We start from the raw sequence: 24423 nt of genomic DNA, 5'->3' as shown, positions 1-24423 counted from the left end.
GTCATGCCGCCGTTTCGAGTTTCTGGCGCGCCTTGGCCGTCGATGCAGCAGCGCTCGCTCGCATCTCGGCGGGCAATAGGTCGAAGATGATGTGGATGCGATCTTCATCCCCATCGTTGAAAGCCTCATGCATCTGGTCGTTGTCGAACCACCACAACTCGCCCTCTTGCATGCGGATGTCTTCATCCCCTGCCTTGAGCCAGGAGCCCGCGGACGATTTCAGCACCAGGTGATAGCGACCCCGGAACCGGTAGTATTCGCCGCGGTCGATATGGGCATAGACCCGGCGCCCGGCAGGCAAACAGACGATTTTGGCCCGGCTCAGATCGGCATCCAGTTCGGCGGCGATCTCCTCAAGGAAGGCGCGCGCGACCGGGAAATTGACCGATCCCGTGGTCCAGCGGCTTTCATGCACATCGCGGCGCGGGCGCCCCAGGATCATCGACTTGCGCAAACCGCGCAGCGGGATTGCCAACGCCTCACGCTGCACCGCGATCTTGTCCTGACGACCCGTGGCATTGGCCCAGGCGTCATCGACACTCGCGATCTCTGCCAGGAATGGATCAACGGCGACGTCCCCACGTATTTTTTTGAAGTATTTCATGTGTCTCTCCTTAGTGATGGTGTGCATCTGCCCGTGTGGAAGATGCGTTTGGGTTTCGGGGTGCCGCCATCCCACCTTTGAGCTATTCCCGAAGCTGACGGCGGGCTGACAGCGGGCGCCTTGCAACGGCCTTGGCAGAAAGCTGCGCAGGGCCCACTGATTGGGTGGTTTGAAAAGCGGGTCATGTCGAAATGTCTTTCTCGTTGTTTGGGATCACCAATCGCCAACCCACACGCCGCACCGCTTCGATACGCGCCCTGGATCCGGCGGCCTTCAGACTGCGACGCAACCGCGACACCACCGCCTCGATCGCGTTCGCGCTGTGGGCCTGATCCGGGCCATAGGCCGCCGCCTCCAGCGTGGCGCGCGGCACCGGATGGCCGGATCGCCGCATCAGGCGGCGCAGAACCTCAAGCTGGCGTGCCGATAGGGCCAGGGGTGTGCCATCGAAACAGGCTTTGGGAGCATCGGGGCTGACCGTCAGCTTGCCCGCACGGAGCGCACGCACCCGCCATTCGGTTTTGCGCGCATGAACCGCCCGGATCCGCGCGACCAGTTCGGCCTGAGCAAGCGGTTTGGTCATCCAATCATCGGCCAGATACAAAACACGCCCTACGGGACCATTTAGCATCGCGGTCGGAACCAGGGCGATCAGGGGAACAGGCCCGCCAGCGCCCCAACCGATCAGGATGCGCCGCGCCGCGCCGTCTGACGCGGACAGGTCCGCCAGCGCCACATCGTAGCGCCGCGCTGCCATCATCGCCTGTGCCTCGGTTAGACCACGGGCGAGATCCAGATGCATCCGCTCCGCCGCAAGCCCCGTCGCAAGCGGCGCCTCAGGGCAGGCAAATCTATCGATCAGTAGCAGGTTCATCGACACATGGCTCCGAGATATCAGGGGGGGATGATCCGCCCTCGGGTTGCCAATCAGAGTGCCGGATGAGCGTCAGGAATCCATACGTTGCCGGTTTAAGGCTGAGCCGCTCAGATCCCCTACAACTTTGGTTTAAACCTTGTTTACGGGGACTTAGAGTGGGCGAACCCCTTGTGGGAAAGCAGTTTCGTTTGTTCGCACAACACTCGGCGGCTCAGGGCGAGGCCAGATAAGATTCTTGCGCGTGCGTGTCGCCGAAGGGGCTCAACACCCGCCCCTACATCCCCGGTTTATATCATCGGCATCTGATGCCTCTGCGCAGCGCTTTGCAAGGCATCTGAGTCGCAGGCAAACGTATCAATTCGATGTCCTTTCGCGGCGATCCGCGCGCATCTTGCCAGGGCGTTTGAAGGCCGGTGCATTGCCCTTCCCCACCACGTGCCCCATCTTCTGCGATGATGTTGACCTCGCCTCTTCCAATCCCAGGTGTCACAACTGACCCGAGCACGCCCAACTCGGTGACCTGTGTCAGTTGGAATATCCACCGTGGACGTGGTGGAGACGGGCGCGTAGATGCCGCCCGAGTGCTGGACGTTCTGAAATCCGAGGTTTGGCAAAGCGGCGCAGATGCGCTCTTCCTGCAAGAGGCCGATGACGAGGCCCCGCCCCATCGCGGGGTTCTGGATATCGACCGGATCGAAGCCGATACGGGCTTGCGCTACACCCAATTGGGCGTAGATCACCGCTCCACCTTGGAAAGCCACGGCTTTCTCGGCGTGGTGGCCTTTCTGCATCCCCGATGGCATGTCCAATCGGTGCGCTTGGTTGATCTGCCCGGGCATTGCCCCCGCGGCGCTGTGATCATCGATGCAGCGCAAGGCGACCGCGCCTTACGGTTCTGTGCCACGCATTTGTCGCTGTCCCAGGGCCTTCGGATCGCGCAGATGCGCACGTTGGGGCAGCACTTTCGCCGCCATGATCCGCGCCAGACCATTATCTGCGGTGACCTAAACGAATGGCGGCCCTGGGGCGGTGCGGCGTTGTCGCGCAAGGTGCTGATGGATCGGTTCACCGGCCCGACGGCGCCGACGTTCCCCGTGCGCCAGCCCGTCTTGCCGCTCGACCGGGTGCTCACAAACGCACCCGGACGGGTCACCGATCTGCGCGTTCTGGATGGGCCAGGCATCCGCGCCGCCTCCGACCACAGGCCGATCTATGGGCGGATCAGCCTAGGCGCCTAGACGTCCCCGTCACGTTTCGGGGTCCAGCGATGCAACCAGACGGGGCTGGCGGCCGCGCCTTCGGCGTCGCGCAGCAACAAACGCAACTCCAAGGCCTCAGCCTCACCGGGATCGAGCAGAAAGCTCACCCGCATCCCACGGCCATCGGGCAATGGGAACAGCGTCAGCCCCGACAATTGATCCTGCTCGCCACCGGAAAGGGACAATTCGGGCACCAGATCATCCCGGTCGGTATCGAAATCCAGCACATAACGGCGCACACCCGGCAGCAGATGTTCCCGCCCGCTGCGCGATTGTGCGATGGGCGCACGGATCGTTGCGGCAGGTGCGCTTTTGGTCCAGGCCAGTTGATAATCGAACCGGTATTCTCCACCCGCCGCCAAGGGCTCTTCGGGTCGCCAGAAGGCGACGATGTTGTCCAGGAATTCGGTGCCGGTCGGGATCTCGACCAACATCACCGCGCCGCGCCCCCAAGACCCACGCGGACTTACCTTCGCCGATGGCCGATGTTCGTAGAGCGCCTCGGTATCCTCGAAATCCTCATAGGTCCGGGCGGTCTGATACAGGCCAAAGCTGACCGGATTTTCGTCGCCAAAGGCCGAGGTCTCCACCGATCTTGGGTTTTCAATCGGGCGCCAAAGCGCCTCTCCCATCCCGTTTTCGATGAACAGCACGTCGCTGTCGTGCACGCGTGGTCGGAAATCATCGGAGGCTGCGCCGTGCATCGGGCCTTTGAGATACATTGAGGTCAGCGGCGCCACACCGATCGTGTCGATATTCACTCGCGGCAGCAGCGTGACCGAGATGTCCATCACGCTATCGGCACCGGGCGTCAGAACCATGTCGAGATACCCGGCAAGCGACAGACTGTCGATCAGCGCCTCCATCCGGATGTGACCATCCGCCCCTTCATGCACGCGCAGATGGGTGAATCTGGGAAATTCCTCTGGATCGACGCCGCCGGTCCCCAGCGCCACGGCGCGGGCCGACAGGCCGTAGACCATCGCCTCGCCGATGGCGCGGAAATAGCTGGCCCCTTGGATCACCGCGACTTCGTCCATCACATCCGGCCTGTTCAGCGGATGGCGCAGACGCAGCCCGGAAAAACCGGCACCCGGCGAGGTTTCGGGGATGTCACTGAAATAGCGCGGCTCGAATGTGAACAGGTCGGGGGTCAGCGGCTGACTTTGCAGCACACCGTCAACCACCCGTTCGACCGTGACCGGATCGGGGAAGTAGAGGCCAGGCGGCAGCAGATCGAGTAAAAAGTCATCCCCCTGGGCCAGCATCGCAGCCCTGCCTTCGATCGGGCGGATCCCGCGATAGGCATCGTAGGTCAGATTGTTGAAGGGTGCGGGTAGCTCGCCCGCAGGCGGCAGATAGGGCGCCGCGGCCAAGGCCCGCGCGGCGTCCAAAAGCGATGTTCCGGGGCTTTGTGCGAAACTGCGCACGGGCCCAAGTGCAGAGGCCGCGGCCATGCCAACCAGCAGAGCGCGACGGCTAATATCGGATGTTATCAGTGTCATACGCCCGCTCTATCACTCCGCCGCGTCGCGGCGAGCCCTGGATGCAGGAGTGACCCACATGCGCGAAAACACGCCATCGCGCTTGATCACGGCATGGTGTAGCGCTGCCGCAATGTGCATCGCGACAAGCCCTGCGATGGCGTAGCCGGCAAACAGATGCACGTCTTTCGCGACAGCGGCCAATTGATCGGAGCGCGGCACCAGGGCTGGCACACCCAACGCATCGAGCGCCTCAATCGGAAACCCCCCGGCCCGCACGCGGATATAGCCAGACAGCGGCATGACCACCAGAAGCGCATAGAGCAGCCAATGGGTCAGCGCCGCGACTTTCACTTGCCAATCAGGTAGATGTGCAGGTTCGGCTGGGGCCGGATTACGCCAGCGATAGAGCAGCCGGACCACAATCAACAGCAGCAGCAAACTGCCCATATTCTTGTGAAACAGGAACAGTGTGTTTTGCAGCGCTCTTGGGATCCCCTCTTGGATCATGATGAAACCGGCGGGGATCATTGGAATGATGCACAGCGCCATCAGCCAGTGAATCCAACGCGCGGGCCTTTTGTAGCTTTGCACCGGAATTGTCATTTTTGATCGATCCCGTTAAGTTGCGAGGCTTGATTGCTGCCACTGACGGCCAATCTTGCTGCCTAGAAAGATGGTAAACCCCAAGGACGGGCCGATACAATTATGGACTTGCCGCGCAGATCCTCACATCTCGGTCAGTGGGCCGACGGAGGCTCCCATGGACCGCTCACCGGGCCATTGGCGCAGTTTATCGGCGTCGGCCTGATTGTGGCAGCGGCGGTCTGGCTCGGCCTGGCCGCCCTGACCGGCACACGTTGGAGTGAGGCCATCGCCTGGGGACTTGGCGCTTATGCGGGAACCGCGGCGCTGGCCACTTTCGGGCTCGGCACAAGTTTCCCCCATCGTCTGATCGGCCTTTGCAACGTCATCACATTGACCCGTCTTGGGCTGACCGGGATCCTGTTTGCGGCGCTGTTCACATCCGCCATCGGTGCCTGGACAATCTTTGCCATCGCGGCCTTGGCCTTTGCGCTCGACGGGGCGGATGGGTGGTTCGCACGGCGCTCGGGTCTGACCTCGGAGTTCGGCGCGCGGTTTGATATGGAGGTAGACTCAGTCCTGGCGCTGACCCTGTCGATCCTCGCCTTTCAAAGCGGAGCGGGCGCCTATGTGCTGATCCTGGGCGTCCCGCGCTACGCGTTTGGCGCGGCCAATTTGATCTGGCCCTGGCTCGGCGGTCCGCTGCCGGAGCGGTTTAGCCGCAAGGTGGTTTGCGTTCTACAAATCGCGACGCTGCTATGCGCGCTGCTGCCTTGGGCGCCGCAAGCCGTTGTGCAAATGATGGTGAGCCTCAGCGCCCTGGCGCTTGTCTGGTCCTTTTGGGTCGATATCCAAGCCTTGAAACGGGCGCGATCGTGACAGCAGGCACCTCGGGTCGCGCCAAATCTGTGGTCAGGATCGGAATCGCGACGGCCGTGCTGCATGTGCTGCTGATCCAACCCAATCACCCCTTGGCAATGACCTGGGACGCGCTGCTGCTGTTCCCGCTGGAGCTTCCCGTGATCATCCTCGGGCTCTTGGCGCTGGGTCGGTCCTGGGTGGGATCTGCGTTTCGCGTGCTGATCACCGGTGGGCTAACTCTGATTTTCATCTTGAAGAGCGCCGATTTCATCAGCTTCACGGCCCTGTCGCGCGGATTCAATCCGGTCACGGATCTGTCGCTGATCGATGCTTTCATCCGCTTGATGGCAGGTAGCCTCGGCCCTGCCCTGACCATCGCCACGCTTGTCTTGGGTACGGTCAGCATCCTGGCCGTTATCGGCGCCTGCTGGTGGGCGACGGGGGTTTGGGCCAAGCTCCACGTCCCCCGCCCGCTTGCATGGGGCGCGGCACCGGCCGCAATCCTCGCAGCAAGCCTTGCTGCGGCTGAGGTCGGGCAGGTCATGGACGATTGGCCGCTTCCGTTCGAGCCGCCAGGGGCTGCCTTCACCGCGCGTCTCGGAGCGGAGCGGATCGAGATGGTGCGCAATACCCGCGCCGAGTTGCGCACGTTCCGGCAGGCGGCTGCGAATGATCCATTCGAAAGTGCCGATACTTTGTTTGAGGCCATCGATCGCGATGTTCTGATCATCTTTGTCGAAAGCTACGGACGCACAAGCTTCGACACCCCGCTTTTCGCTGATCTGCATCTGGAGACGCTGAGCCGCTACGGGGCCGACCTGGCGGAACTCGGGCTCAGCCAGCGATCGGGCTTTCTCACCTCGCCGACCCGCGGCGGGCAAAGCTGGCTCAGCCATGCGACCTTTGCCAATGGGCTGTGGGTGAATAATCAGATCAGCTACGCCGCCGCTTTGTCGAGCGGACGTCAGTCGCTGTATCACCACGCGGCGGAAGCCGGGTTTCGCACCGCAACGGTGATGCCGCAGATCACATTGGAATGGCCGGAATCCGAGCGGATGGGGTTTGAGCAGGTGCTGGTGGCCAATGATCTGGGATATGGCGGCGTGCCGTTGAATTGGGTCACCATGCCCGATCAATTCACCCTGGCTGCGCTGGATCGGCTGGTGCGCAACAACCCGGATCCGCGCAGGCTGTTCGCTCAGGTGGTGTTGGTGTCTTCCCATGCGCCCTGGGTGCCGGTACCGGAGATACTGCCTTGGGATGCGGTGGGGGATGGAAGCGTCTATGACGATCTGATGGCCACAAGCGACCCACCCGATGTGGTCTGGCGCGACAGAGATCGCGTGCGCGCACAATACCGTCTGGCAGTGGACTACGCGCTGCAATCGGTCTTTGAATATGCGCTGCTGCATGCCGAGGACCCGCCCCTGATCCTGGTTCTGGGCGATCACCAGGCGGCGGAATTCATCGCCCTCGATGATCGGGCAGAGGTGCCCCTGCACGTGATTGGCCCCGCAGATCTTGTGGACCAGCTTAGCCATGTCGCGCCAACAGCGGGCCTTATTCCCGCCGATGACGTTCCCGTGATTGCAATGGACAGCCTGCGCGACATCCTGTTGACTGCTTATTCAATGCAATCAGATCAACAACTTGGGAACTGAGGATGGGACGCGCATGGCCTCTGCCGCAAAAGGGTATGACCCTGCTCCGCGTTGCGGTCCTCATCGCGTGTATCGTCCTGCTATGGCGGGCCGTCGATTGGCGAGAGGCGCTTGATCTTCTGTGGCAAGCCGATCTGCGTTGGCTTGGCGCGGCAGTGCTTCTTCTGAACCTTCAAACCTTGCTTTCAACGCAACGCTGGCGCCTGACAGCAGCTCAGTTGGGCATCCATATCGGTCCGGTGGACGCAGTGAGGGAATATTATCATTCCCAGATCATGAACCAATCCCTGCCCGGTGGCGTGGTCGGCGATGCCCGACGCGCTTTGCGGGCACGCGACCAGGCCGGGCTGCTGGCCTCAAGCCAGGCTGTGGTGTTTGAGCGTGTCGCCGGGCAGATCGGCTTGCTTGCCCTGTTGGCGCTGGGGCTCACGGTCACCTTCGCTGCGCCCGGCTTGCAAAACTGGCCTGACTGGTTGGCTACACCGGCCGCCTCGATTGCCAGCATCGCCCTGCTCGCCGTTTTTGTCATGGCCACAAGCCTTTGGCTCAACCACCGCGCCGCATCGCTATTCCACAAGGGCACGCGCAGTTTTCGCCAAGCGGTCTTGGCCCCCAATGTCTGGCGCCAGCAAGCCGTGCTTAGCCTCGCGACCGCGTCGTGCAATGTCGCGGCTTTCGCGTTTTGCGCCAGCGCCTTGGGGCTGACACTCCCGGTCCTGGCCACGATTACGGTGGTACCGTTGATCCTGTTTGCGATGGTCCTACCCTTGTCGGTCGGGGGATGGGGGCTGCGCGAGGGGGCTGCCGCCATGTTGTTTCCGGCCATCGGGTTCAGCATGGGCGAAGGTCTCACCACCAGTGTGGCCTTCGGGCTGGTGATCCTGGCCAGTGTTTTGCCCGGCTTTGTGATCGGATGGACACGCCCAAAGATCGCCAATCCGACCGTAAGCGCCAGTGAAGGCTTACCGCGGCAGGTTGAGCCATAACCGATTACAACGCGCATAGAATATGCGACGCGACAGGCTGATAAGAGGATTATTTACATGAAAACTGCACCTTGGATCCAACGACGTCATATCTTGGCAAGTGGTGGCGCGGCGCTGGGTGCCGCAGCGCTGGGTCTGCGAGCCCGCCCGGTCCTGGCCCAGAGTGCTGTCAGCTTCCAACTCTCGTGGCTGCATTCCACGCAATTTGCGGGCAGTTATATCGCGCAGGATCGCGGGTTTTGGCAGGAAGCCGGCCTGGAGGTCACGCTACAGCCCGGCGGGCCGAACGCACCGGTGGAGCCACCCGTTGTCTCGGGCTCGGCGCTGATGGGTATTTCAGCCGCTGACTATACCGCCGCCGCGGTGGAACAGGGCGCGCCGTTCAAGATCATCGGCGTGGCGATGCAAAACAACCCCTTCGCCATCGCATCCCTGACGGAAAACCCCGTCAATGTGCCCGCCGATCTGGAGGGTAAGCGGATCGGCATGGCGCTGGCCAACACGCCGGTTCTCCAGGCGCTCTGCGCGCTGAACGACGTGGATTTCGACGCGATTGAGATCGTGCCGACGCAATATTCGCCGCAGCCGTTGGTCACCGGCGAGGTCGAGTGCCTGTTGTGCTGGGCCACCGACCTGCCGGTCGCGATGACCGTCCAAGGCGTCGACAACACGACCATGCTGATGGCCGATCACGGCTACGCTGTTCATTCGCAAACCTATATCGTGACTGAAGACAGCCTGGCCAATCGCCGCGACGAGATCGTGGCGCTGATGAGCGGTGAGGTGCGCGGTTGGGACGCCTACCGCGAAGACACGGACGCGGCCACTGATCTGACCCTGGCCATGTTCCCTGATGCCGGACTTGATCTTGAGACCCAGCGCCTGCAAGCCGAACGGCAAGTGCCGCTGATGTTCTCGGACCTGACGGAGGCGAACGGTTTCGGCTGGTGGACGGATGAGACGGTTGCCGCCAATCTTGAGACATTGGGCTTGCTGGGGCGGGAGGTCTCTGCCGATCTTTGGGATCGCTCTGTTCTGGAAGAGGTCCATAGCGCCTGAGCGCGGCCCATGTCTGTTTCCGTCGCGTGCAAAGGCTTGGCCAAAACCTATCCCGGCGGTGTCGAAGCTGTCGCCCCGATTGATCTGACCTTCCAGGCGGGCAAGACGACCGCTTTGGTGGGCCCGTCGGGTTGCGGGAAATCGACCGTATTGCGCATGATCGCGGGGCTTGAGGCGCCAAGCCGCGGAAGCGCGACAATTGACGACGCCCCGCCCGCCGAGACGTTGCGCCGGGCAGGTCTATCGATTGCGTTTCAGGACCCCTCGCTTTTGCCCTGGCGATCGGTGCAACAGAATATAGAACTGGCCCTGGATCTGGCGCGACGTCCGAAAGTGGCCAGCGAGATCGACCAACTGATCCAATTGGTCGGATTGGGCGGCTTTGCCGATACGCGCCCCGCCGCCTTATCCGGCGGGATGCGTCAGCGCGCCGCCATCGCGCGGGCGTTGTCGACGCAGCCTGAATTGCTGTTACTCGACGAACCCTTCGGAGCGGTGGATGAGTTGACGCGCGCACAACTGGCCCACGACCTGCCCGGCATCTGGGAGGCACGCGACACCACGACCTTGCTGGTGACGCATTCCGTGACCGAGGCCGTCACGCTGTCAGATCGGATCATTGTCTTTTCGGCGCGCCCGGCCCGCGTCGTTGCCGATATCGAGGTGGATTTGCCACGACCGCGCCCCTCGCAAATCGCGCGTGCGCCTGAGTTCACTGAGATCGCAGACAACGTATTTGAGGCGCTATCGCGCGGTGTCGGGCAGACATTGCCCAATGCGGCACAATGACAGACCTGGCTCTGCCACGACGGAGCGTGCCCTGGTCGGTCTTAGGACCGGTCTTGGTCGTCGTCCTTTGGGAAGGTGCCACGCAGATCTCGGGCCAGAGTTTCGTGGTCGCCGCGCCCAGCGCCATCGTCTTGTACATCGCCGATAATGCCGCGCTCATGCTGCGCGCTTTAGGGGTCACGCTGACCAATGCGGCTCTGGGCTTTGCCATCGGCAATCTCGCGGCCGTCGTTCTGGCGGCCTGTGCAATCGCGCTACCCCGGAGCGAGGCGGTGATCCGGGGCCTCGCGCTGTTGGTCTTCTGTCTGCCGCTAGTGGCGACCGGCCCGATCCTGCGCGTCGTGTTCGGCCCGGGCGATTGGCCGCAAATCGTGCTGGCCGCCCTGGCCGTCTATTATACCACGCTGATCCCGCTGTTGGTTGGCTTGCGCGCGGTGCCTAGCAATTGGCTGGATCTGGTGCGCAGCTACGGGCGCGGGCGCTTCACCGCGCTTATCCGCATCCGCGCCATCGCCTCCGTGCCGTATCTGGTTGCTGGGCTCCAAATCGCCGCCCCCGCTGCGTTTCTGGGCGCAATGGTGGGCGAGTTCACCGGCGCCGAGCGCGGCATGGGGGTGTTGACGATCCGTGCCATGCGATCGATGGATGTCGAGATGACCTGGGCGCTGGCAAGCATCGCCACGGCAATTGCCGTGCTCAGCTATCTGGCCATCGGATGGATTGCGGCGCGGTTCATGCGCGACGCCCCCCCGACCATCCTCGCCGCCCCAGCCCTCGCCAATCGGCGCCGGTTTGAGCCACTTTTGACCATCGGCGCCGTGACACTCATCGCGCTGACGCTTTGGTGGGGCGGGCTCGTGGCGTTGCAGTTGAACCCCTTTTTCGCGAAGGGACCCATTCAGGTCTTTGACGCGCTGGTCCTAGCCGATGATGCCAGTCAGACCCGCCAAACACTGGCGACGGCCCTGGGCGAAACGGCCGTGTTCCTTCTGCCCGGTTATGCGGCGGGGCTGCTGCTGGGGGCTCTATTGGCGATGTCGATCATCCAGGTGCCCGCCATCGCCGGCACCGCCATGCCGCTGGCCATCGCCCTGCGATCCGTGCCGATCATCACCACGGCGCCACTTGTCGTGCTGCTGCTAGGGCGCGGCGCTTTGGGCACCATCGTTTTGGTGGCAATCATGGTATTTTTCCCGACCTTCGTGGCCTGCCTGCACGGCTTGCGGCAAGCGCCCGGGCAGATCATCGATGTTCTGCGGAGCTATGCCGCGCCAAGCCGTGCCGTGCTGCTGCGCGTGCGTATCCCCGCGATGCTGCCCGCCTTTTTCGCCGCCGCACGGATCAACGTGCCCGCCTCGGTTCTGGCGGTCACGGTGGTGGAATGGTTGGCGACGGGCCAGGGTACCGGAAGCGTGATGGCGCTATCTGCATCGCTGTCGGATTACGACATGTTGTGGAGTTCTGTCGTCTTGGTCGCGGTGCTGTCGGTCATCGGCTACGGGTCGGTGGGCTGGGTCGAACGGCGTGTATTGGCGATCTACGCGCCGGAGCAATTGCAATGACCCATCGGCCCGCCGTCTTTGCGATACCCGGCGATATCGAAACGCTGACCGGCGGGTATATCTACGAGCGTCGTTTGCTGTTGGGTTTGCGGAAGGCCGGTCACAATATGGCGCATCTTCAATTGGGCGACAGTTTCCCCGATCCCAGCCCGGCGGATAGGGCACAAGCAATCGATGCGCTGACAGCGGTGAAGCCTGAGCGGGCATTGATCCTGGATGGGCTTGTCTATGGTTCGATTGATCCCGCTGGACTGGCGCGCGTGACGGCGCCGATTGTGGCAATGATCCACCACCCCCTGGCCCGAGAAACCGGCCTGAATTCCGAGCGTCAAGAACATCTCTACCGGACTGAGCGTGCAAATCTGAGGCTGGCGCAGCAGGTGCTGGTGCCCAGTGGGCATACGGCCTCGATCCTGACCACCGATTACGGTGTCGAGCCCGGGCGCATCACGATTGCGCCGCCGGGCACCGATCGACCAAGCGGCAGGCCAGCGCCCATCGATCCACCGCTGATCCTTTCTGTCGGCATCCAGCATCCCCGCAAAGGCCACGATATATTGCTGCGCGCCCTGGCGCGGATCCACGACACCCCGTGGCAGGCCGTGATCGTCGGCTCCGCCCATGATCCGGCCCATGCCAAGGATCTCGCGCAGATCGCCAAAGACCTGGGCCTGTCAGACCGTGTGACGCTTGCGGGGCGTGTGCCAGGCGAGACCCTGGCAGCTTACTATCGGCAAGCCTCGATCTTTGCGCTCGCCACCCGCTATGAAGGCTATGGGATCGTCTTTGATGAAGCGTTGAGCTGTGGGCTGCCGATCATCTCCTGCCGCACCGGCGCGGTGCCCGACACCGTTCCTGACACGGCGGGCCTGTTGGTGCCGCCGGATGATCACACGGCCTTGGCCAACGCTTTGCACACCCTGCTGCATGACGGTCCGATGCGTCAACGCATGGCACAAGCCGCAGCCGAGGCTGGACGGCTTCTGCCTGGTTGGGATGACACGGCGCGGATCGCAAGCGGCGTGTTGAATAAGCTGACCCGGTAGATCCACATCATGGCCCCCACCCCTCCTTGGCCAAAAGGCACCGCCGCCGCCATCGCGCGGTCGCTCGATATCTACTACCGTGACACGGACCGGACCGCGCGTATGGATCGTTTGAACGCGCAGTTCGTACGCCCCGGCGGCTTGGCGTTCGATATCGGCGCCCATCTGGGCGACCGAACTGCCAGTTTCCTACGGCTGGGCGCATCCGTTGTCGCGTTGGAACCGCAACCGGCCATCTATCGTGCGCTGCGCCTCCTGCATGGCAACAACGATAGCGCCGTTCTGACCTGGTCTGCGCTTGGCGCAGAGCTGGGTGAGGTGGAGATTATGGTGAATTCCGCCAATCCGACAACCTCCACCGCATCACGTGCCTTTGTCGATGCGGCCCAAAGTGCCGCGGCCTGGAAGGGGCAAAGCTGGGATCAGCTGATCCGAACACCTATGACAACACTTGATCAGCTGATCCGCGACCACGGCCTGCCCGATTTCATCAAGATCGATGTAGAGGGGCATGAGCTGGAAGTGCTGCGTGGCTTGTCCCAACCCGTGCGCGCCTTGTCCTACGAGTTCACGACATTGCAGCGCGACATCGCTTTGGCCGCGCTGGCCCGTCTTGCGGATCTGGGCCGCTACAGGTTCAATCTGAGCCTGGGCGAAGATCACCTGCTGCAGTTCGACGATTGGGTGGACGCGGAGATTCTCGCGGACTTGATCACCACCATTCCGGAGGCTGCGAATTCCGGCGATATCTACGCATTACAGCAATAGGTCGGCTACAAAACCGCACCGATCTGCCACGGCACAAACTCCACCCCGCCAAAGCCAAGCGCTTCGCTTTTCGTCCGCGCCCCGCTGGCCACCGCGATCATCGCCTCGAAGATTTCGGCGCCCTTGTTGTCCAGCGACACGCCCTCGGCCACATCGCCGCAATTGATGTCGATATCCTCGCCCATCCGCGCGAACAGATCAGAATTAGAGGCCAGCTTGAGGCAAGGGGTGGGCTTGTAGCCGGACACCGACCCCCGCCCCGTGGTGAAGGCGATCAGGTTCGCGCCGGATGCAATCTGCCCCGTAACCGAGCATGGATCATATCCCGGGCTATCCATGAAGACCAAACCGCGGCTGGTCAGCGACGCGGCGTAGTCAAACACGCCGGAAAGGGGAGCTTGCCCGGCCTTGGCCACAGCACCGAGCGACTTTTCCAAGATCGTCGTCAGGCCGCCGCGCTTGTTGCCGGGGCTGGGATTGTTGTCCATCTTGGCGTCGTTGCGGGCGCAATACGCCTCCCACCAGGTCAGCTTATCGACCAGCTTTTGGCCGACCTCTTCGGTTTCAGCACGGCGCGTCAGCAGATGCTCGGCCCCGTAGATCTCGGAGGTTTCCGACAGGATGGATGTGCCACCCTGCTGCACCAAAAGGTCAGAGGCCACGCCCAGCGCAGGGTTGGCGGTAAAGCCGGAATAGCCATCCGATCCGCCGCATTGCATGCCCAATGTCAGCTCGGACACAGGAGCCGGTGCCCGAGTGGCGCGATCGGCGTAAGCGGCCAGCGACTCCAGATATTCCAGACCGGCGGCAATGGTGCGGCTTGTGCCGCCGGTCTGCTGGATCGTCATGTATCGCAAGGCGCCGTCCTTGGTGATCCGGCGATCGCCCACCAATTCGGACAGCTGCAGCACCTCGCAACCCAGCCCCACCAAGAGAATGCCGCCGAAATTCGGATGGTTGCCGTAGCCCGCCAATGTGCGAAGCAGGATGTCATAGCCCAAACCGCGCCCTGCCATGCCACAGCCGCTGCCATGCACAATCGGCACAATCCCATCGACATTGGGATAGGCCGCCAAAAGCCCCGATTTCTCTGCCGCGTCCGCGATGAACCGCGCCACCGAGCCAGAACAATTCACCGAGGTCAGAACGCCGATATAATTGCGCGTGCCAACCCGGCCATCCTCGCGGTGATAACCCTGAAAGATCCGCGTCTGCGCAGGTTTCGGCAAGGGATGCACCGCCGAGGCGAAGGCCGCATCCGAGACATGCTCCTTCATGCTCATATTGTGGCTATGCACGTGGGACCCGGCGGCGATAAACGTATCCGCTGTGCCAATCACCTGGCCATATCGCAGGATTTTCGCACCCTCGGCGATGTCAGCAACGGCGATCTTATGGGATCGCGGCACGGTTTCGATCGCGCCCGCCACCCCAACGGCCAGGTTTTCCAACGCGATGGCGATATTATCCGCGTCATGCAGGTGGAGCGTCTTTGTGGGCACCGTTTCACTCCTGAAGCTGCACAATGACCTTTATTAAATCCGCTCGGTCAGCGGATAGCGCGGCAAAGCTTTGCGTCAGATCATCCAGTGATATCTCACTAGAACATAGTGCGTCGGTATCGATCAAACCGTCTTTGATCGCTTGCATCACGCGATCGAAATCCGATTGCAGGGCATTGCGGCTGCCGATCAGGCGCATTTCACGCTTGTGGAATTCGGGATCGCTGAAGGTGATATCCTCTTTCACCACGCTTACAAGCACATAGGACCCACCATGTGCGATTGCAGGAAATCCGGCCTCTATGGCGCTTTTATATCCAGTGGCGTCAAAAACGGCATCAAAGCCATCGCCGCCAATGGCCGACAACGCGCCTGCAATATCGGCATAGCCCTTCGCAAAGTCGAACCGTTCAGCGGCCATCGACAGGCGGGCAGCATTCAAATCCAGCAGGGCGACATCCGCACCTTTCAGCCGAGCAAACAATGCCGTGCCGATACCGATAGGGCCGACACCGGTGACCAACACCTCGTCCCCCGGTCCGATGCCAGAGCGCTCGACGGCATGGGCGCCGATGGCGAGAAACTCAACCATCGCGGCCTGACGGGGGGTTAACCCATCCGCCGCAATCAGATTGCTTGCGGGCACGGCCAGTTGGGTGGTCAGGCCACCATCGCGGTGAACGCCCAACACCTCGATCGCCACACAGCAATTGGGTTTACCGCGACGGCAAGCCCGGCATGTTCCGCAAGAGAGATAGGGATTAACCACCACCAGATCGCCAGCGCGCCAGCCTTCGGCATCCTGCGCCACCCGACCGCTCAGCTCATGTCCGATCACGCGTGGATATTGCAGGAAGGGATGCTTACCCTCGAAGATATGATAATCGGTACCGCATAGTCCCACGGCGCAGATATCCAAAACCACCCAACCATTTGGGACATTGGTCACGGGCGGGCGCGGTTCGACGGTGAATGTACCGGGCTCGACGACAACGCCTGCGGGGATCGACGCTTGGGTCATGCGGCACTCCCCCGGGGTGCCCAATCGTCGGGTAGCTTGCCTTTGATGATCAGGCTTAAAATGTCGTCCTTGTTCACGTCTTCGATGCGGAAGGCGCCCACGTTCTGCCCCTTGTTCATCACCATGACGCGGTCACACAGATCAAAAACGTCATGCATGTCGTGACTGATTAGGAAAATCCCGATCCCCTCATCCTTTAGGCGCAGGGTCAGATCAGCGACCATCGCGGTTTCCGATGGACCCAGGGCCGCCGTGGGCTCATCCATGATCAAAACCTTGGCCTGGAAATAGATCGCGCGGGCGATGGCGATGACTTGGCGTTGACCACCAGATAACCGTGAGACGGGATCGCGCAAGTTCTTGAAATTCGGATTAAGTTGCCGCAATGCCTCGGCCGCCTCGGATAGCATCCGCGCCTCATCAAGGTTGCCGAACCGGGTCTTCAGCTCTCGCCCCAAGAACAGATTGGCAGGCGCATCAAGATGGTTGGCCAAGGCCAGGGTCTGGTAGATCGTCTCGATACCGAATTGTTTGGCGTCCTGGGGCGATTTCAGATCGGCAGGCGTGCCATTGACGAAAATCTCGCCACTGGTCTGCCGCATCGCACCCGATAAGATCCGCATCAGGCACGACTTACCGGCGCCGTTATGGCCCAGAACGCCGACAACCTCGCCGGGGCGCAGATCGACCGAGACGCCCTCGACGGCGTGGATGCCGCCGAATTGCTTATAGATGTCGACCATCTGCACCAGCGGCGCATCGGGTATGGCAGTATCGAGCATCCTGAGATCCTTGACCGAGAGAAGCTGGTCAGCAGGTCCGCGCCCCACTGACCAATTGCGCATTAGTAGAGAACGTTTTGCGCTTCGGGCGTGTCGATATTCTCGCTTGTCACCATGATGACACCGGTATCGATGAAGCTTTCCACCTCATCTCCAGCCAAGATCGACGCGACCGCATTCACGCCCAGCTCACCCATCTGGAACGAGCCTTGGACGGCAGTGGCCAACAGCGTTCCGCTGCGCACCATGTCTTGCAGATCGCCATTTCCGTCAAAGCCAATCGCGGTGATCTGACCGGCCATGCCCGCCTGTTCCAACGCGCGGCCCATGCCGATGGCTGTGGGCTCATTGGCGCCGAAGATGCCGACCAATTCATTGGCGGCGAGCACATCGGTGGTCTGGTTCAGAGCCGTGGCCATCTGTGATTGCGAATAGAACGGGCCGACGATTTCAAGCTCGGAATTGGCACCGATATAGTCGACAAAACAGCCAACCCGGCCAATTTCCGAGCCAACGCCCGCGACATAGGACATCACAGCGATGTTGCCGGTGGTGCCCGCGTTATCGATCATCATCTGCGCGGCCATCTCGCCAGCGGCGCAATTGTCGGTGGACAGAAACGCCTGGTAATAGGCTTCGCTGCCCTCAGCCAAGCCGCTGTCGATGATCGCAACGGGAATGCCCGCCTCAAAGGCGCGCTGCACGACCGGTGCCAAGGCCTCCGGATCGGAGGGCGCCAGAACAATGGCCGACACGCCGCGGTTGATCGCGTTTTCCACCAACGCCACCTGGTCCGCGATAGCAGATTCCGAGGCGGGGCCGTTGAACGACATCGTGTGATCCGGGTGACCGGCAATCGCGGCCTCCGCCCCCAGATTGACGTTCTGCCAGAAGTTGGAATTGGTCGTTTTGACGATCACTGCAATCTCGCCAGCCATGGCAAACGAAGCCGTCGCTGCCAGGATGCCGGATGCCAGTGCCGTGGTCAGTAAGCTCTTCATGATTTCCTCCCTTATGAAGATCTTTGATTTGTCAGGTCTTATTTCGGATTTGGTCGATATAGACGGCGACGATCACGACGATTCCGATGATGATCTGCTGGATGAAGGCCGATGTGCCGGCCATGTTCAGGCCGTTGCGCAGCACCCCGATGATGAAGGCGCCGATCATGCTGCCCGAGATACTGCCGGTGCCGCCCATCAAGGACGACCCGCCGATGACCGAGGCTGCGATCGCATCAAGCTCGTACATCACGCCCTCATTGGGCTGAACCGTGACGAGGCGCGACATCAGAACCATCCCCGCAAGCCCCGCCAACGCGCCCGAGGCGGTGTAGGCCCAGATTTTAGTGCGATCCACGTTCACGCCGGACAGGCGCGCGGCCTCTTCATTGGAACCGACGGCAAAGATATGGCGGCCGATCTGGCGCTTCTTCAGGATGTAGGCGCCCAGAAGCGCCATCACCAATAGCAGGATGGCCGGATAGGGAATGCCCGGGAAGATCACGCGCGGAAAGCCGTTTTCCTGCATCTCGACGATGCGAAAGAGCGTCCCGTTGCCCAGGGTGCCGAAGGCTGACCCCAATCGGCTGATCGGGGCCGCGCCCGTCAATTGCAACGCCAAACCGCGGGCGATCAGCATCATGCCGAGCGTCGCCACGAAGGGTGTGATGCGCATCTTGGTGATCACAAGCCCGTTCACGCAACCGCAGGCCGCACCCGCCAGAACGCCGAGCCCCATCGCCGGATAAACCGGTAGGCCAGCCCGGATGCTCAGACCTGCCACAACACCTGCCAGCGCCAGGACCGAACCGACGCTCAAGTCGATCCCCCCAGTGATGATAACCATCGTCATGCCAATCGCCAGCAACGCGATGACCGAGGTCTGCAGCAGGATCGTGAGGCCGTTATTCACCGACAAAAACGCGGAACTGGTGAAGGAAAACACCACGATCAGCAGGGCGAGCGTCAACAAAGCCGACAGCTTGTGCAAGGCGGAGCCGGACGGCAAAAACCGCAATCGCGCTTTGTCGGAACCGGTTGCCATTGGTGTCGGTCTCTCCCAAGATGCCTGTCTTTAATAATAAAGTACGATAAGAATGACCTTGTGCCGGTCAAGTGTTTTTAATTTTTTTGGACAGCTGAATAAAAACCGATAATGTCTGGCATGACGGAACCACACAAGAAGACCCATGGCCCGGACAAATATCCGCTTGGTGGAAGCCCACAACACCCTGCTGTCGATCTGTGACGGCATCGATATCGGGGCCTGCCTGCCTTCGGAAAACGTTCTTGCAGAAGAATTGGGTGTCAGCCGTACAGTTGTGCGAAGCGCGCTGAACCGGTTGGATCAGCGGTCCATCATTGTCCGCGACGGTCGTCAAAAGGTTATCCAGAGACGCTCTACCCCCGATGACACGATGGAAGGCCCGCCCGTTCTTTTGGGCATCGAAGAGCTGGAAAAGCGGTTCCTGGATTGGGTGCTGCGGATGGATGTGCCGCAGGGCACCGTGTTGAACGTTGCGCAATTGGCCAAGGAATTCGAGGTCACCACGCATACATTGCAAGAATTCCTGTCCTCGCTCAGCCGGTTCGGGATCGTGACGCGGCGTCCCCGCGGCGGATGGAAGCTGGAGGGCTTTACGATTAACTTCGCGCTGGAACTGTCGGACTTCCGCACCGTCCTGGAATTGAACGCCGTCAGCCATCTGGTGAAACTGCCCGACACCCATCCGATCTGGGCAAAGCTCGACACGCTTGAGGCCGATCACCTAGCGTTGCTGGAGCGCATCGATGAGGATTACCACGATTTTTCGCAACTCGATGAAGCGTTTCACACCGCGATCAATTCGGTGGTCACAAATCGGTTCGTGACCGAGTTTCAAAAGATTATCTCGCTCGTCTTCCACTATCATTTTCAGTGGAACAAATCCGATGAACGCATCCGCAACGAATGCGCCATTCAGGAGCACCTGGTCTATATTGAGGCTCTGCGCGGTCGGGACAGCGCCCAGGCTGAGGCCGCGGCGCGCAGCCATCTTGCGACGTCAAAGCTGACCCTGGTGAACTCTCTCAAAGCCCATGCGCGGGATGCTTAGCGGGTCATAAAGGCCAGCGCCTCAGCGGACAGATCCAATGCCGCCGCATCGAGGTTGCGTTGCAGCGAGCTGACCTTGCCCGTGCCCAGCAGAACCGAACAGGCCGCCGGGTGGCGCAACGCAAATTGCATGGCGGCTTCGGCCAGGGTCAGGCCGACCTGCTTGGTCCGCGCTTCAAGCGCGCGCACTCGATCCAGGATCTCGTCCGAGGCTGGCGCGTAGTTGAACCAAGCACCGGGTTTCGGCCCCGTGGCGAGGATGCCGGAATTGAAAATTCCACCCAAAACCAAACTGGTGCCTTGCCGCGCGCAGGCGTCGAGCAATCCGGCCTCTGCGTCGCGGTCCAGCAAGGTCAAACGTCCAGCGATCAGGATCACATCCAACATCTCTTGCGCCATTACATCCAGGCAGATCCGCGTCTCATTCACGCCCAGTCCGATGGCCCCAATCCGCCCCGCCTGTTTCAGATCCCGCAGCGCACCCATGCCGGAGCCCAGCAGATCGTCCAAATGGCGCGCCCCTTCGTCAGGCCCATGGGTGTAGTCGCCGATGTCGTGGACAAAGACGATATCGATATGCGAGGTGCCCAGCCGCGCGCAGCTGCTTTCAAAGCTCTCCCGGATGCCGTCGGCTGTATAATCGTACCGCGAGGCGTTCGGCAGCGGGTTCACGAAGCCATCGGCCTTGTCCAGTTGGGCACCAGGCGACAGAACCCGCCCGACCTTACTGGACAGAACGTAGTCATCGCGGGCCTTGTCGGCGAAAAACGTGCCAAAACGAGTCTCGGACAGGCCGCGCCCGTAATGCGGGGCAGTGTCGAAATACCGGATACCCGCCGCCCAGGCATGCTCCAAAACCGCCATCGCGTCCTGGTCCGTCACCTCTCGGCCCAGATTACCGAGGCTCGCGCCGCCGAGCGACAGCGCGGTGACAGAAACATCCGTTTTACCAACGCGCTTTGTCTGGAGGATTGTCATACCGTTTCCCTATGCTGCATCATAATCCGCGACAGGATCGGTTTGTCACCATGGTCGCCATGGCGCGCGGCGAAGTCCAGAAAGCCACCCATGCGGCGCGCCACCTTCTGTGGGTGGTTCTGGGCGATATCGGCGATGCGGTGATCGAGATAGGGATTGGCGAACCGCTCCAGCGTGGTTTCAAGATAAGCATCGAACGCGTCCGTAAGACCCGCAGCGACAAAAGCCGGGCGCACTTCATTTATGATCAGGGCCTGCAAGCGCGCCAATTCCGACAGATCCTCCATCATCTCGCGCACAAGCCGGCCATCGGACCCGTTCGACCACAACCATCGTTCCGCCAAAAACGTATGGCTGAGGTTCAGCACGAAAAGCTTTAACGCCTCGATCTGATCAAGCGATGGCACGATCTGGATAGCGGGATGTATGCAAGGGGCGATCAAACCTGGTTGATCCTCGATGGCCCACAACGCGTAGGGTTCTGCCACCGCGCCGACTGGCTCGATGGGTTGAGAGACGATCCGATCGACCAGCGAATTGACCCATGTGACGCCGGTATCCAGGTAGGTTCGAAACCCCGGCGGATCAGCTTTTGCCAGATCCATAACGCGGGCCTTCAGGACCTGGCCATTGTTGGGAACCAGCTCCATCGGCATGATCTGTATCGGCGCCGCGCCGCGGGCAAACCGTATCCGCAGCAAATGCGTCAGCTTGGCGGGATAGGACATGGATTGATCGAAGGCATCCAAGTGGTCGCTGTCCCGCGCGGCAAAGCCGCGATCACCGGTATTCGAGAGGACAATCTGCGCCTCTTCTACAAAAATGCGGGCGACCTCGGCCCAATCCTGGGACGTGGACACTCCACGTGCCACGCTGCCTACGGTGATCGTTTTCTGCACCCGCGCGCCGTTGATCAGGCCTTCGATGCGCACAGGGAATGGTCGGGCAAACGCACGAAGCCGGGCGGCGCGGCTCGCATCGCCGGAGCTTTGGACAATTGTGATCGGCCCGACCTCCTGGCCCTCCTCACGGGCTTGCGACACAAACAGATCCGCATGGGCCTGAAGGAACCGGCTGGTCCCGAATTGAAGGATGGGCGTCTTTGTCATCTTCATTCCTTTTGCCGATCCCATCAAGCGCCCTTTACCAAAATTGTTTTTAATTATAGAAAACCAATATAGCAAGACCGAGTTGGAGAGCTTCAGATGCCTGACCCCGTCCAGATCGATGCTCACCAGCATTTCTGGCAGATCTCGCGCGGCGATTACGATTGGATGAGCGATGAGGTGGCCGCGATCCGCCACGACATCTTGCCACCGGATCTGGCGCCGCTGCTGGCGCGGCATGACATTGCGGGTACTGTTGTGGTTCAGGCGGCTGCGACACTGGCCGAAACCGAATTCCTGCTGGGTCTGGCGCAAGACAATCGGTTTATCAAAGGCATTGTCGGGTGGGTGGATCTGGACGACATCGCCGCCCCAGAGGCACTTGATCATCTGTCGCAATCGCCTGTTTTCAAGGGGGTCCGCCCCATGTTGCAAGACATTTCCGAAACCGACTGGATCGCGCGCCCCCGCGTTCTGGACAATCTGGCGCAGCTCGCCAAACGTGGCCTGCGTCTGGATGCGCTGGTTACGCCGCGCCACCTGCCGATCTTGGCAAAGGTCGCGCAAAGCTGCCCGGACCTTCCCATTGTAATCGATCACTGCGCCAAACCCGTCATCGCCCAAGGGGCGGATGCAGGATCCGGCTGGCGCGATGACATGGCGCGGCTGGCGCAGTTGCCAAATGTCATGTGCAAGATCTCGGGTCTTCCCAATGAGGCTGGCCCAGGTTGGAGCGCAACGGGGCTACGACAGGTGGTTGATCATGTCTTGGAGGAATTTGGTCCAGATCGGCTCATGTGGGGCAGCGATTGGCCCGTTCTGAACCTAGCGGGCGACTACGCGGGGTGGCGCGATACGTCAAAACAGCTTCTCGGCGGTCTGACACATACAGAACGCGCCCAGGTCTTTGGTGGAACGGCCCAGCGTTTCTACAAGCTAGAGGTCTCAAAGCTTTAAATCGCGACGTCGGGCAACGAGGACACTAAGCGCGCGCCGCCGCCACACCCGCTGCGCCTTGCACGGGCGCAGTCTCAGCGGTCTTCGCCTCGGCCTTTTGGCTGAGAAAGCCCCATAAAAAACCGCCCATGATGCTCTGCACGCCAAGTGCCAGGCAAATTACCGAAAACGAACTCGGACGTGCGATCCAACTGGCCGACAGGTCACCCCACCCCGCCTGCGCCCAGACCACGACAGCCAAAGCCGCCGATACGGCTCCCGCCAGCAATAGCAGGCCGCCAACCTGGCAACAGCGGTCCACGGTGATCGACTGCGACATCCGCTCGAACCGAGATGTGCGCGGTAGCAGGCCCTCATTGACGGAATGCAACCGGGCAAGGCCGTAAAAGCTAACCAACTGAACGCCAATCAAGATCAACGCGCTGGCCAAGATGAGGGTCGCGGTGTCAAAGGTCACACCGGCCATGCTGATCGGTCCGCTCAGGAGGCCTGCATAGATCACCGAACCGAATGCGGCCAGTGCCAGCCCCGGATACAAAAACAACCAATGCGGCGCATATGTCAGCAACAACTTCAAATGGCGCCATCCGTCCCGCCAACTGCGCAGATGCGGTGGGCGCGAACGGCCATCGGGCGACAGGGTCGTTGGAACTTCGGTCATTTTCAACCCGGTTACCGAGGCGCGGATCACCATTTCCGAGGCAAACTCCATGCCCGGTGTTGTCAGGTTCAGATCCAGGATCGCCTGACGGGAAAAGCCGCGCAGACCGCAATGGAAATCGCCCACCGGCGCGCGAAAGAAAATGCGCCCCAATGTCGACAAAACAGGGTTCCCCAGATAGCGGTGCAATGGCGGCATGGCACCGCGCGCAATCCCACCGCGGAACCGATTGCCCATCACCAGGTCGGCGCCATTCCGCAATTCGTCAACAAATGCATCCAAACGTGAGAAATCGTAGCTGTCATCACTATCGCCCATGATCACATAGGTTCCGCGTGCGGCGTCGATACCAGCGATCAGCGCCGCACCATATCCACGCATCGGCACATGCACGACACGCGCGCCAAGCGCCTCGGCCATGGCTTGGCTGCCATCGGTCGATCCATTGTCTGCGATGACCACTTCGCCATCGATTCCGCTCTCGTCGAGATAGCGCATCGCCTTGCGAACGCAGACTTCGATCGTTTCGGCCTCGTTCAGGCAGGGCATAAGGATGGTCAGTTCGGTCACCGCAAAGCTCCTCGTGAAGGGGCGTAGACACGCCAATCGAGAGCATCTATCCGACCAACCGAGGCAAAAATGCGGAGGCATAGTGACAAGGCAACGGCATGTTGGATTGGTTTGGGTTTCGGAAACAAAGACGGGCTTAGCCTTCACACTGTCCCTAAACCGCCATTATTCTGACCTCATTTCGGGGTGATCTAGGCGTAAACGCATGC

General features: G+C 61.3%; 23 protein-coding genes. 11 read left to right on the top strand and 12 right to left on the bottom strand.

The window, feature by feature from the left end; translation table 11 throughout:
• Position 1 precedes the first annotated feature (1 nt).
• Positions 2–604, bottom strand: coding sequence for an aspartyl/asparaginyl beta-hydroxylase domain-containing protein (locus V8J82_RS13230; protein WP_339975835.1), 603 nt, complete (start codon positions 602–604; stop codon positions 2–4).
• 181 nt (positions 605–785) lie between these two features.
• Entirely contained in the window at positions 786–1478 is a 693-nt protein-coding gene (locus tag V8J82_RS13225; RefSeq protein ID WP_339975834.1) for a winged helix-turn-helix domain-containing protein, read from the bottom strand.
• A gap of 461 nt (positions 1479–1939) precedes the next feature.
• Here V8J82_RS13225 and V8J82_RS13220 point away from each other — a divergent pair, with 461 nt between their 5' ends.
• Positions 1940–2719: an endonuclease/exonuclease/phosphatase family protein gene (locus V8J82_RS13220; protein WP_339975833.1), complete on the top strand. Its 780-nt coding sequence runs from the start codon at positions 1940–1942 to the stop codon at positions 2717–2719.
• On the opposite strand, the gene V8J82_RS13215 is transcribed toward V8J82_RS13220, so the two are convergent.
• Both V8J82_RS13215 and V8J82_RS13210 read right to left on the bottom strand, forming a co-directional pair.
• On the bottom strand, positions 2716–4245 hold the full coding sequence (locus V8J82_RS13215; RefSeq protein WP_339975832.1) for an OpgD/OpgG family glucan biosynthesis protein: 1530 nt from the start codon (positions 4243–4245) through the stop codon (positions 2716–2718). The two genes, V8J82_RS13220 and V8J82_RS13215, sit on opposite strands and share 4 nt — an antisense overlap.
• A gap of 12 nt (positions 4246–4257) precedes the next feature.
• Complete coding sequence (locus V8J82_RS13210; protein WP_339975831.1) at positions 4258–4830, bottom strand: cytochrome b; 573 nt, start codon at positions 4828–4830, stop codon at positions 4258–4260.
• A gap of 177 nt (positions 4831–5007) precedes the next feature.
• On the opposite strand from V8J82_RS13210, the gene V8J82_RS13205 reads away from it, so the two are divergent.
• From V8J82_RS13205 to V8J82_RS13170, 8 genes are read left to right on the top strand one after another with little or no spacing between them, the layout of a single operon-like run.
• A complete protein-coding gene (locus V8J82_RS13205) occupies positions 5008–5688 on the top strand; it encodes a CDP-alcohol phosphatidyltransferase family protein (protein ID WP_339975830.1) in 681 nt (226 codons plus the stop codon).
• Positions 5685–7331: an alkaline phosphatase family protein gene (locus tag V8J82_RS13200; protein WP_339975829.1), complete on the top strand. Its 1647-nt coding sequence runs from the start codon at positions 5685–5687 to the stop codon at positions 7329–7331. Before V8J82_RS13205 ends, V8J82_RS13200 begins: the two co-directional genes overlap by 4 nt.
• Positions 7332–7333: 2 nt before the next feature.
• The gene (locus V8J82_RS13195) at positions 7334–8317 is read left to right on the top strand and encodes a lysylphosphatidylglycerol synthase transmembrane domain-containing protein (RefSeq protein WP_339975828.1); all 984 of its coding nucleotides are present in this window, start codon (positions 7334–7336) and stop codon (positions 8315–8317) included.
• A 57-nt stretch (positions 8318–8374) separates the two neighbouring features.
• On the top strand, positions 8375–9376 hold the full coding sequence (locus V8J82_RS13190; RefSeq protein ID WP_339975827.1) for an ABC transporter substrate-binding protein: 1002 nt from the start codon (positions 8375–8377) through the stop codon (positions 9374–9376).
• 9 nt (positions 9377–9385) lie between these two features.
• Entirely contained in the window at positions 9386–10165 is a 780-nt protein-coding gene (locus V8J82_RS13185) for an ABC transporter ATP-binding protein (protein ID WP_339975826.1), read from the top strand.
• The gene (locus V8J82_RS13180) at positions 10162–11727 is read left to right on the top strand and encodes an ABC transporter permease (protein WP_339975825.1); all 1566 of its coding nucleotides are present in this window, start codon (positions 10162–10164) and stop codon (positions 11725–11727) included. The genes V8J82_RS13185 and V8J82_RS13180 overlap by 4 nt, the downstream gene beginning before the upstream one ends.
• Positions 11724–12773 (top strand): glycosyltransferase family 4 protein, encoded by a 1050-nt coding sequence (locus tag V8J82_RS13175; protein WP_339975824.1) that lies wholly within the window; start codon positions 11724–11726, stop codon positions 12771–12773. Before V8J82_RS13180 ends, V8J82_RS13175 begins: the two co-directional genes overlap by 4 nt.
• Before the next feature lie 9 nt (positions 12774–12782).
• Positions 12783–13541: an FkbM family methyltransferase gene (locus V8J82_RS13170; RefSeq protein ID WP_339975823.1), complete on the top strand. Its 759-nt coding sequence runs from the start codon at positions 12783–12785 to the stop codon at positions 13539–13541.
• 5 nt (positions 13542–13546) lie between these two features.
• Here V8J82_RS13170 and V8J82_RS13165 read toward each other — a convergent pair whose 3' ends face one another.
• The 5 genes from V8J82_RS13165 to V8J82_RS13145 form a co-directional block, all read right to left on the bottom strand.
• Positions 13547–15043 (bottom strand): UxaA family hydrolase, encoded by a 1497-nt coding sequence (locus V8J82_RS13165; protein ID WP_339975822.1) that lies wholly within the window; start codon positions 15041–15043, stop codon positions 13547–13549.
• A 4-nt stretch (positions 15044–15047) separates the two neighbouring features.
• Entirely contained in the window at positions 15048–16064 is a 1017-nt protein-coding gene (locus V8J82_RS13160) for a zinc-binding alcohol dehydrogenase family protein (RefSeq protein WP_339975821.1), read from the bottom strand.
• Positions 16061–16846, bottom strand: coding sequence for an ATP-binding cassette domain-containing protein (locus V8J82_RS13155; protein ID WP_339975820.1), 786 nt, complete (start codon positions 16844–16846; stop codon positions 16061–16063). The genes V8J82_RS13160 and V8J82_RS13155 overlap by 4 nt, the downstream gene beginning before the upstream one ends.
• Before the next feature lie 62 nt (positions 16847–16908).
• Positions 16909–17847 carry an ABC transporter substrate-binding protein gene (locus V8J82_RS13150; RefSeq protein ID WP_339975819.1) on the bottom strand — a complete coding sequence of 313 codons (939 nt, stop codon included), beginning with the start codon at positions 17845–17847 and terminating at the stop codon, positions 16909–16911.
• A 31-nt stretch (positions 17848–17878) separates the two neighbouring features.
• Positions 17879–18892, bottom strand: coding sequence for an ABC transporter permease (locus tag V8J82_RS13145; protein ID WP_339975818.1), 1014 nt, complete (start codon positions 18890–18892; stop codon positions 17879–17881).
• 145 nt (positions 18893–19037) lie between these two features.
• Between V8J82_RS13145 and V8J82_RS13140 the strand changes: the two genes are divergently transcribed.
• Positions 19038–19943 (top strand): GntR family transcriptional regulator, encoded by a 906-nt coding sequence (locus tag V8J82_RS13140; RefSeq protein WP_339975817.1) that lies wholly within the window; start codon positions 19038–19040, stop codon positions 19941–19943.
• Here the strand turns inward: V8J82_RS13140 and V8J82_RS13135 are convergent.
• Together V8J82_RS13135 and V8J82_RS13130 are read right to left on the bottom strand one after the other, a co-directional pair.
• A complete protein-coding gene (locus V8J82_RS13135; RefSeq protein WP_339975816.1) occupies positions 19940–20920 on the bottom strand; it encodes an aldo/keto reductase in 981 nt (326 codons plus the stop codon). The genes V8J82_RS13140 and V8J82_RS13135 overlap by 4 nt on opposite strands.
• A complete protein-coding gene (locus V8J82_RS13130; RefSeq protein ID WP_339975815.1) occupies positions 20917–22029 on the bottom strand; it encodes a mannitol dehydrogenase family protein in 1113 nt (370 codons plus the stop codon). The genes V8J82_RS13135 and V8J82_RS13130 overlap by 4 nt, the downstream gene beginning before the upstream one ends.
• A gap of 96 nt (positions 22030–22125) precedes the next feature.
• Between V8J82_RS13130 and V8J82_RS13125 the strand changes: the two genes are divergently transcribed.
• Entirely contained in the window at positions 22126–22983 is an 858-nt protein-coding gene (locus V8J82_RS13125) for an amidohydrolase family protein (RefSeq protein WP_339975814.1), read from the top strand.
• A 25-nt stretch (positions 22984–23008) separates the two neighbouring features.
• Here the strand turns inward: V8J82_RS13125 and V8J82_RS13120 are convergent, their stop codons facing one another.
• Positions 23009–24214, bottom strand: a complete 1206-nt coding sequence (locus tag V8J82_RS13120; RefSeq protein WP_339975813.1) for a glycosyltransferase family 2 protein — start codon at positions 24212–24214, stop codon at positions 23009–23011.
• Between the last annotated feature and the right edge of the window lie 209 nt (positions 24215–24423).

This window comes from Gymnodinialimonas mytili (genome assembly GCF_037544085.1).
Classification (GTDB): Bacteria; Pseudomonadota; Alphaproteobacteria; order Rhodobacterales; family Rhodobacteraceae; genus Gymnodinialimonas; species Gymnodinialimonas mytili.
The sequence above is the reverse complement of the archived record's forward strand: the minus strand, read 5'-3'. Positions and strand labels throughout refer to the sequence as shown.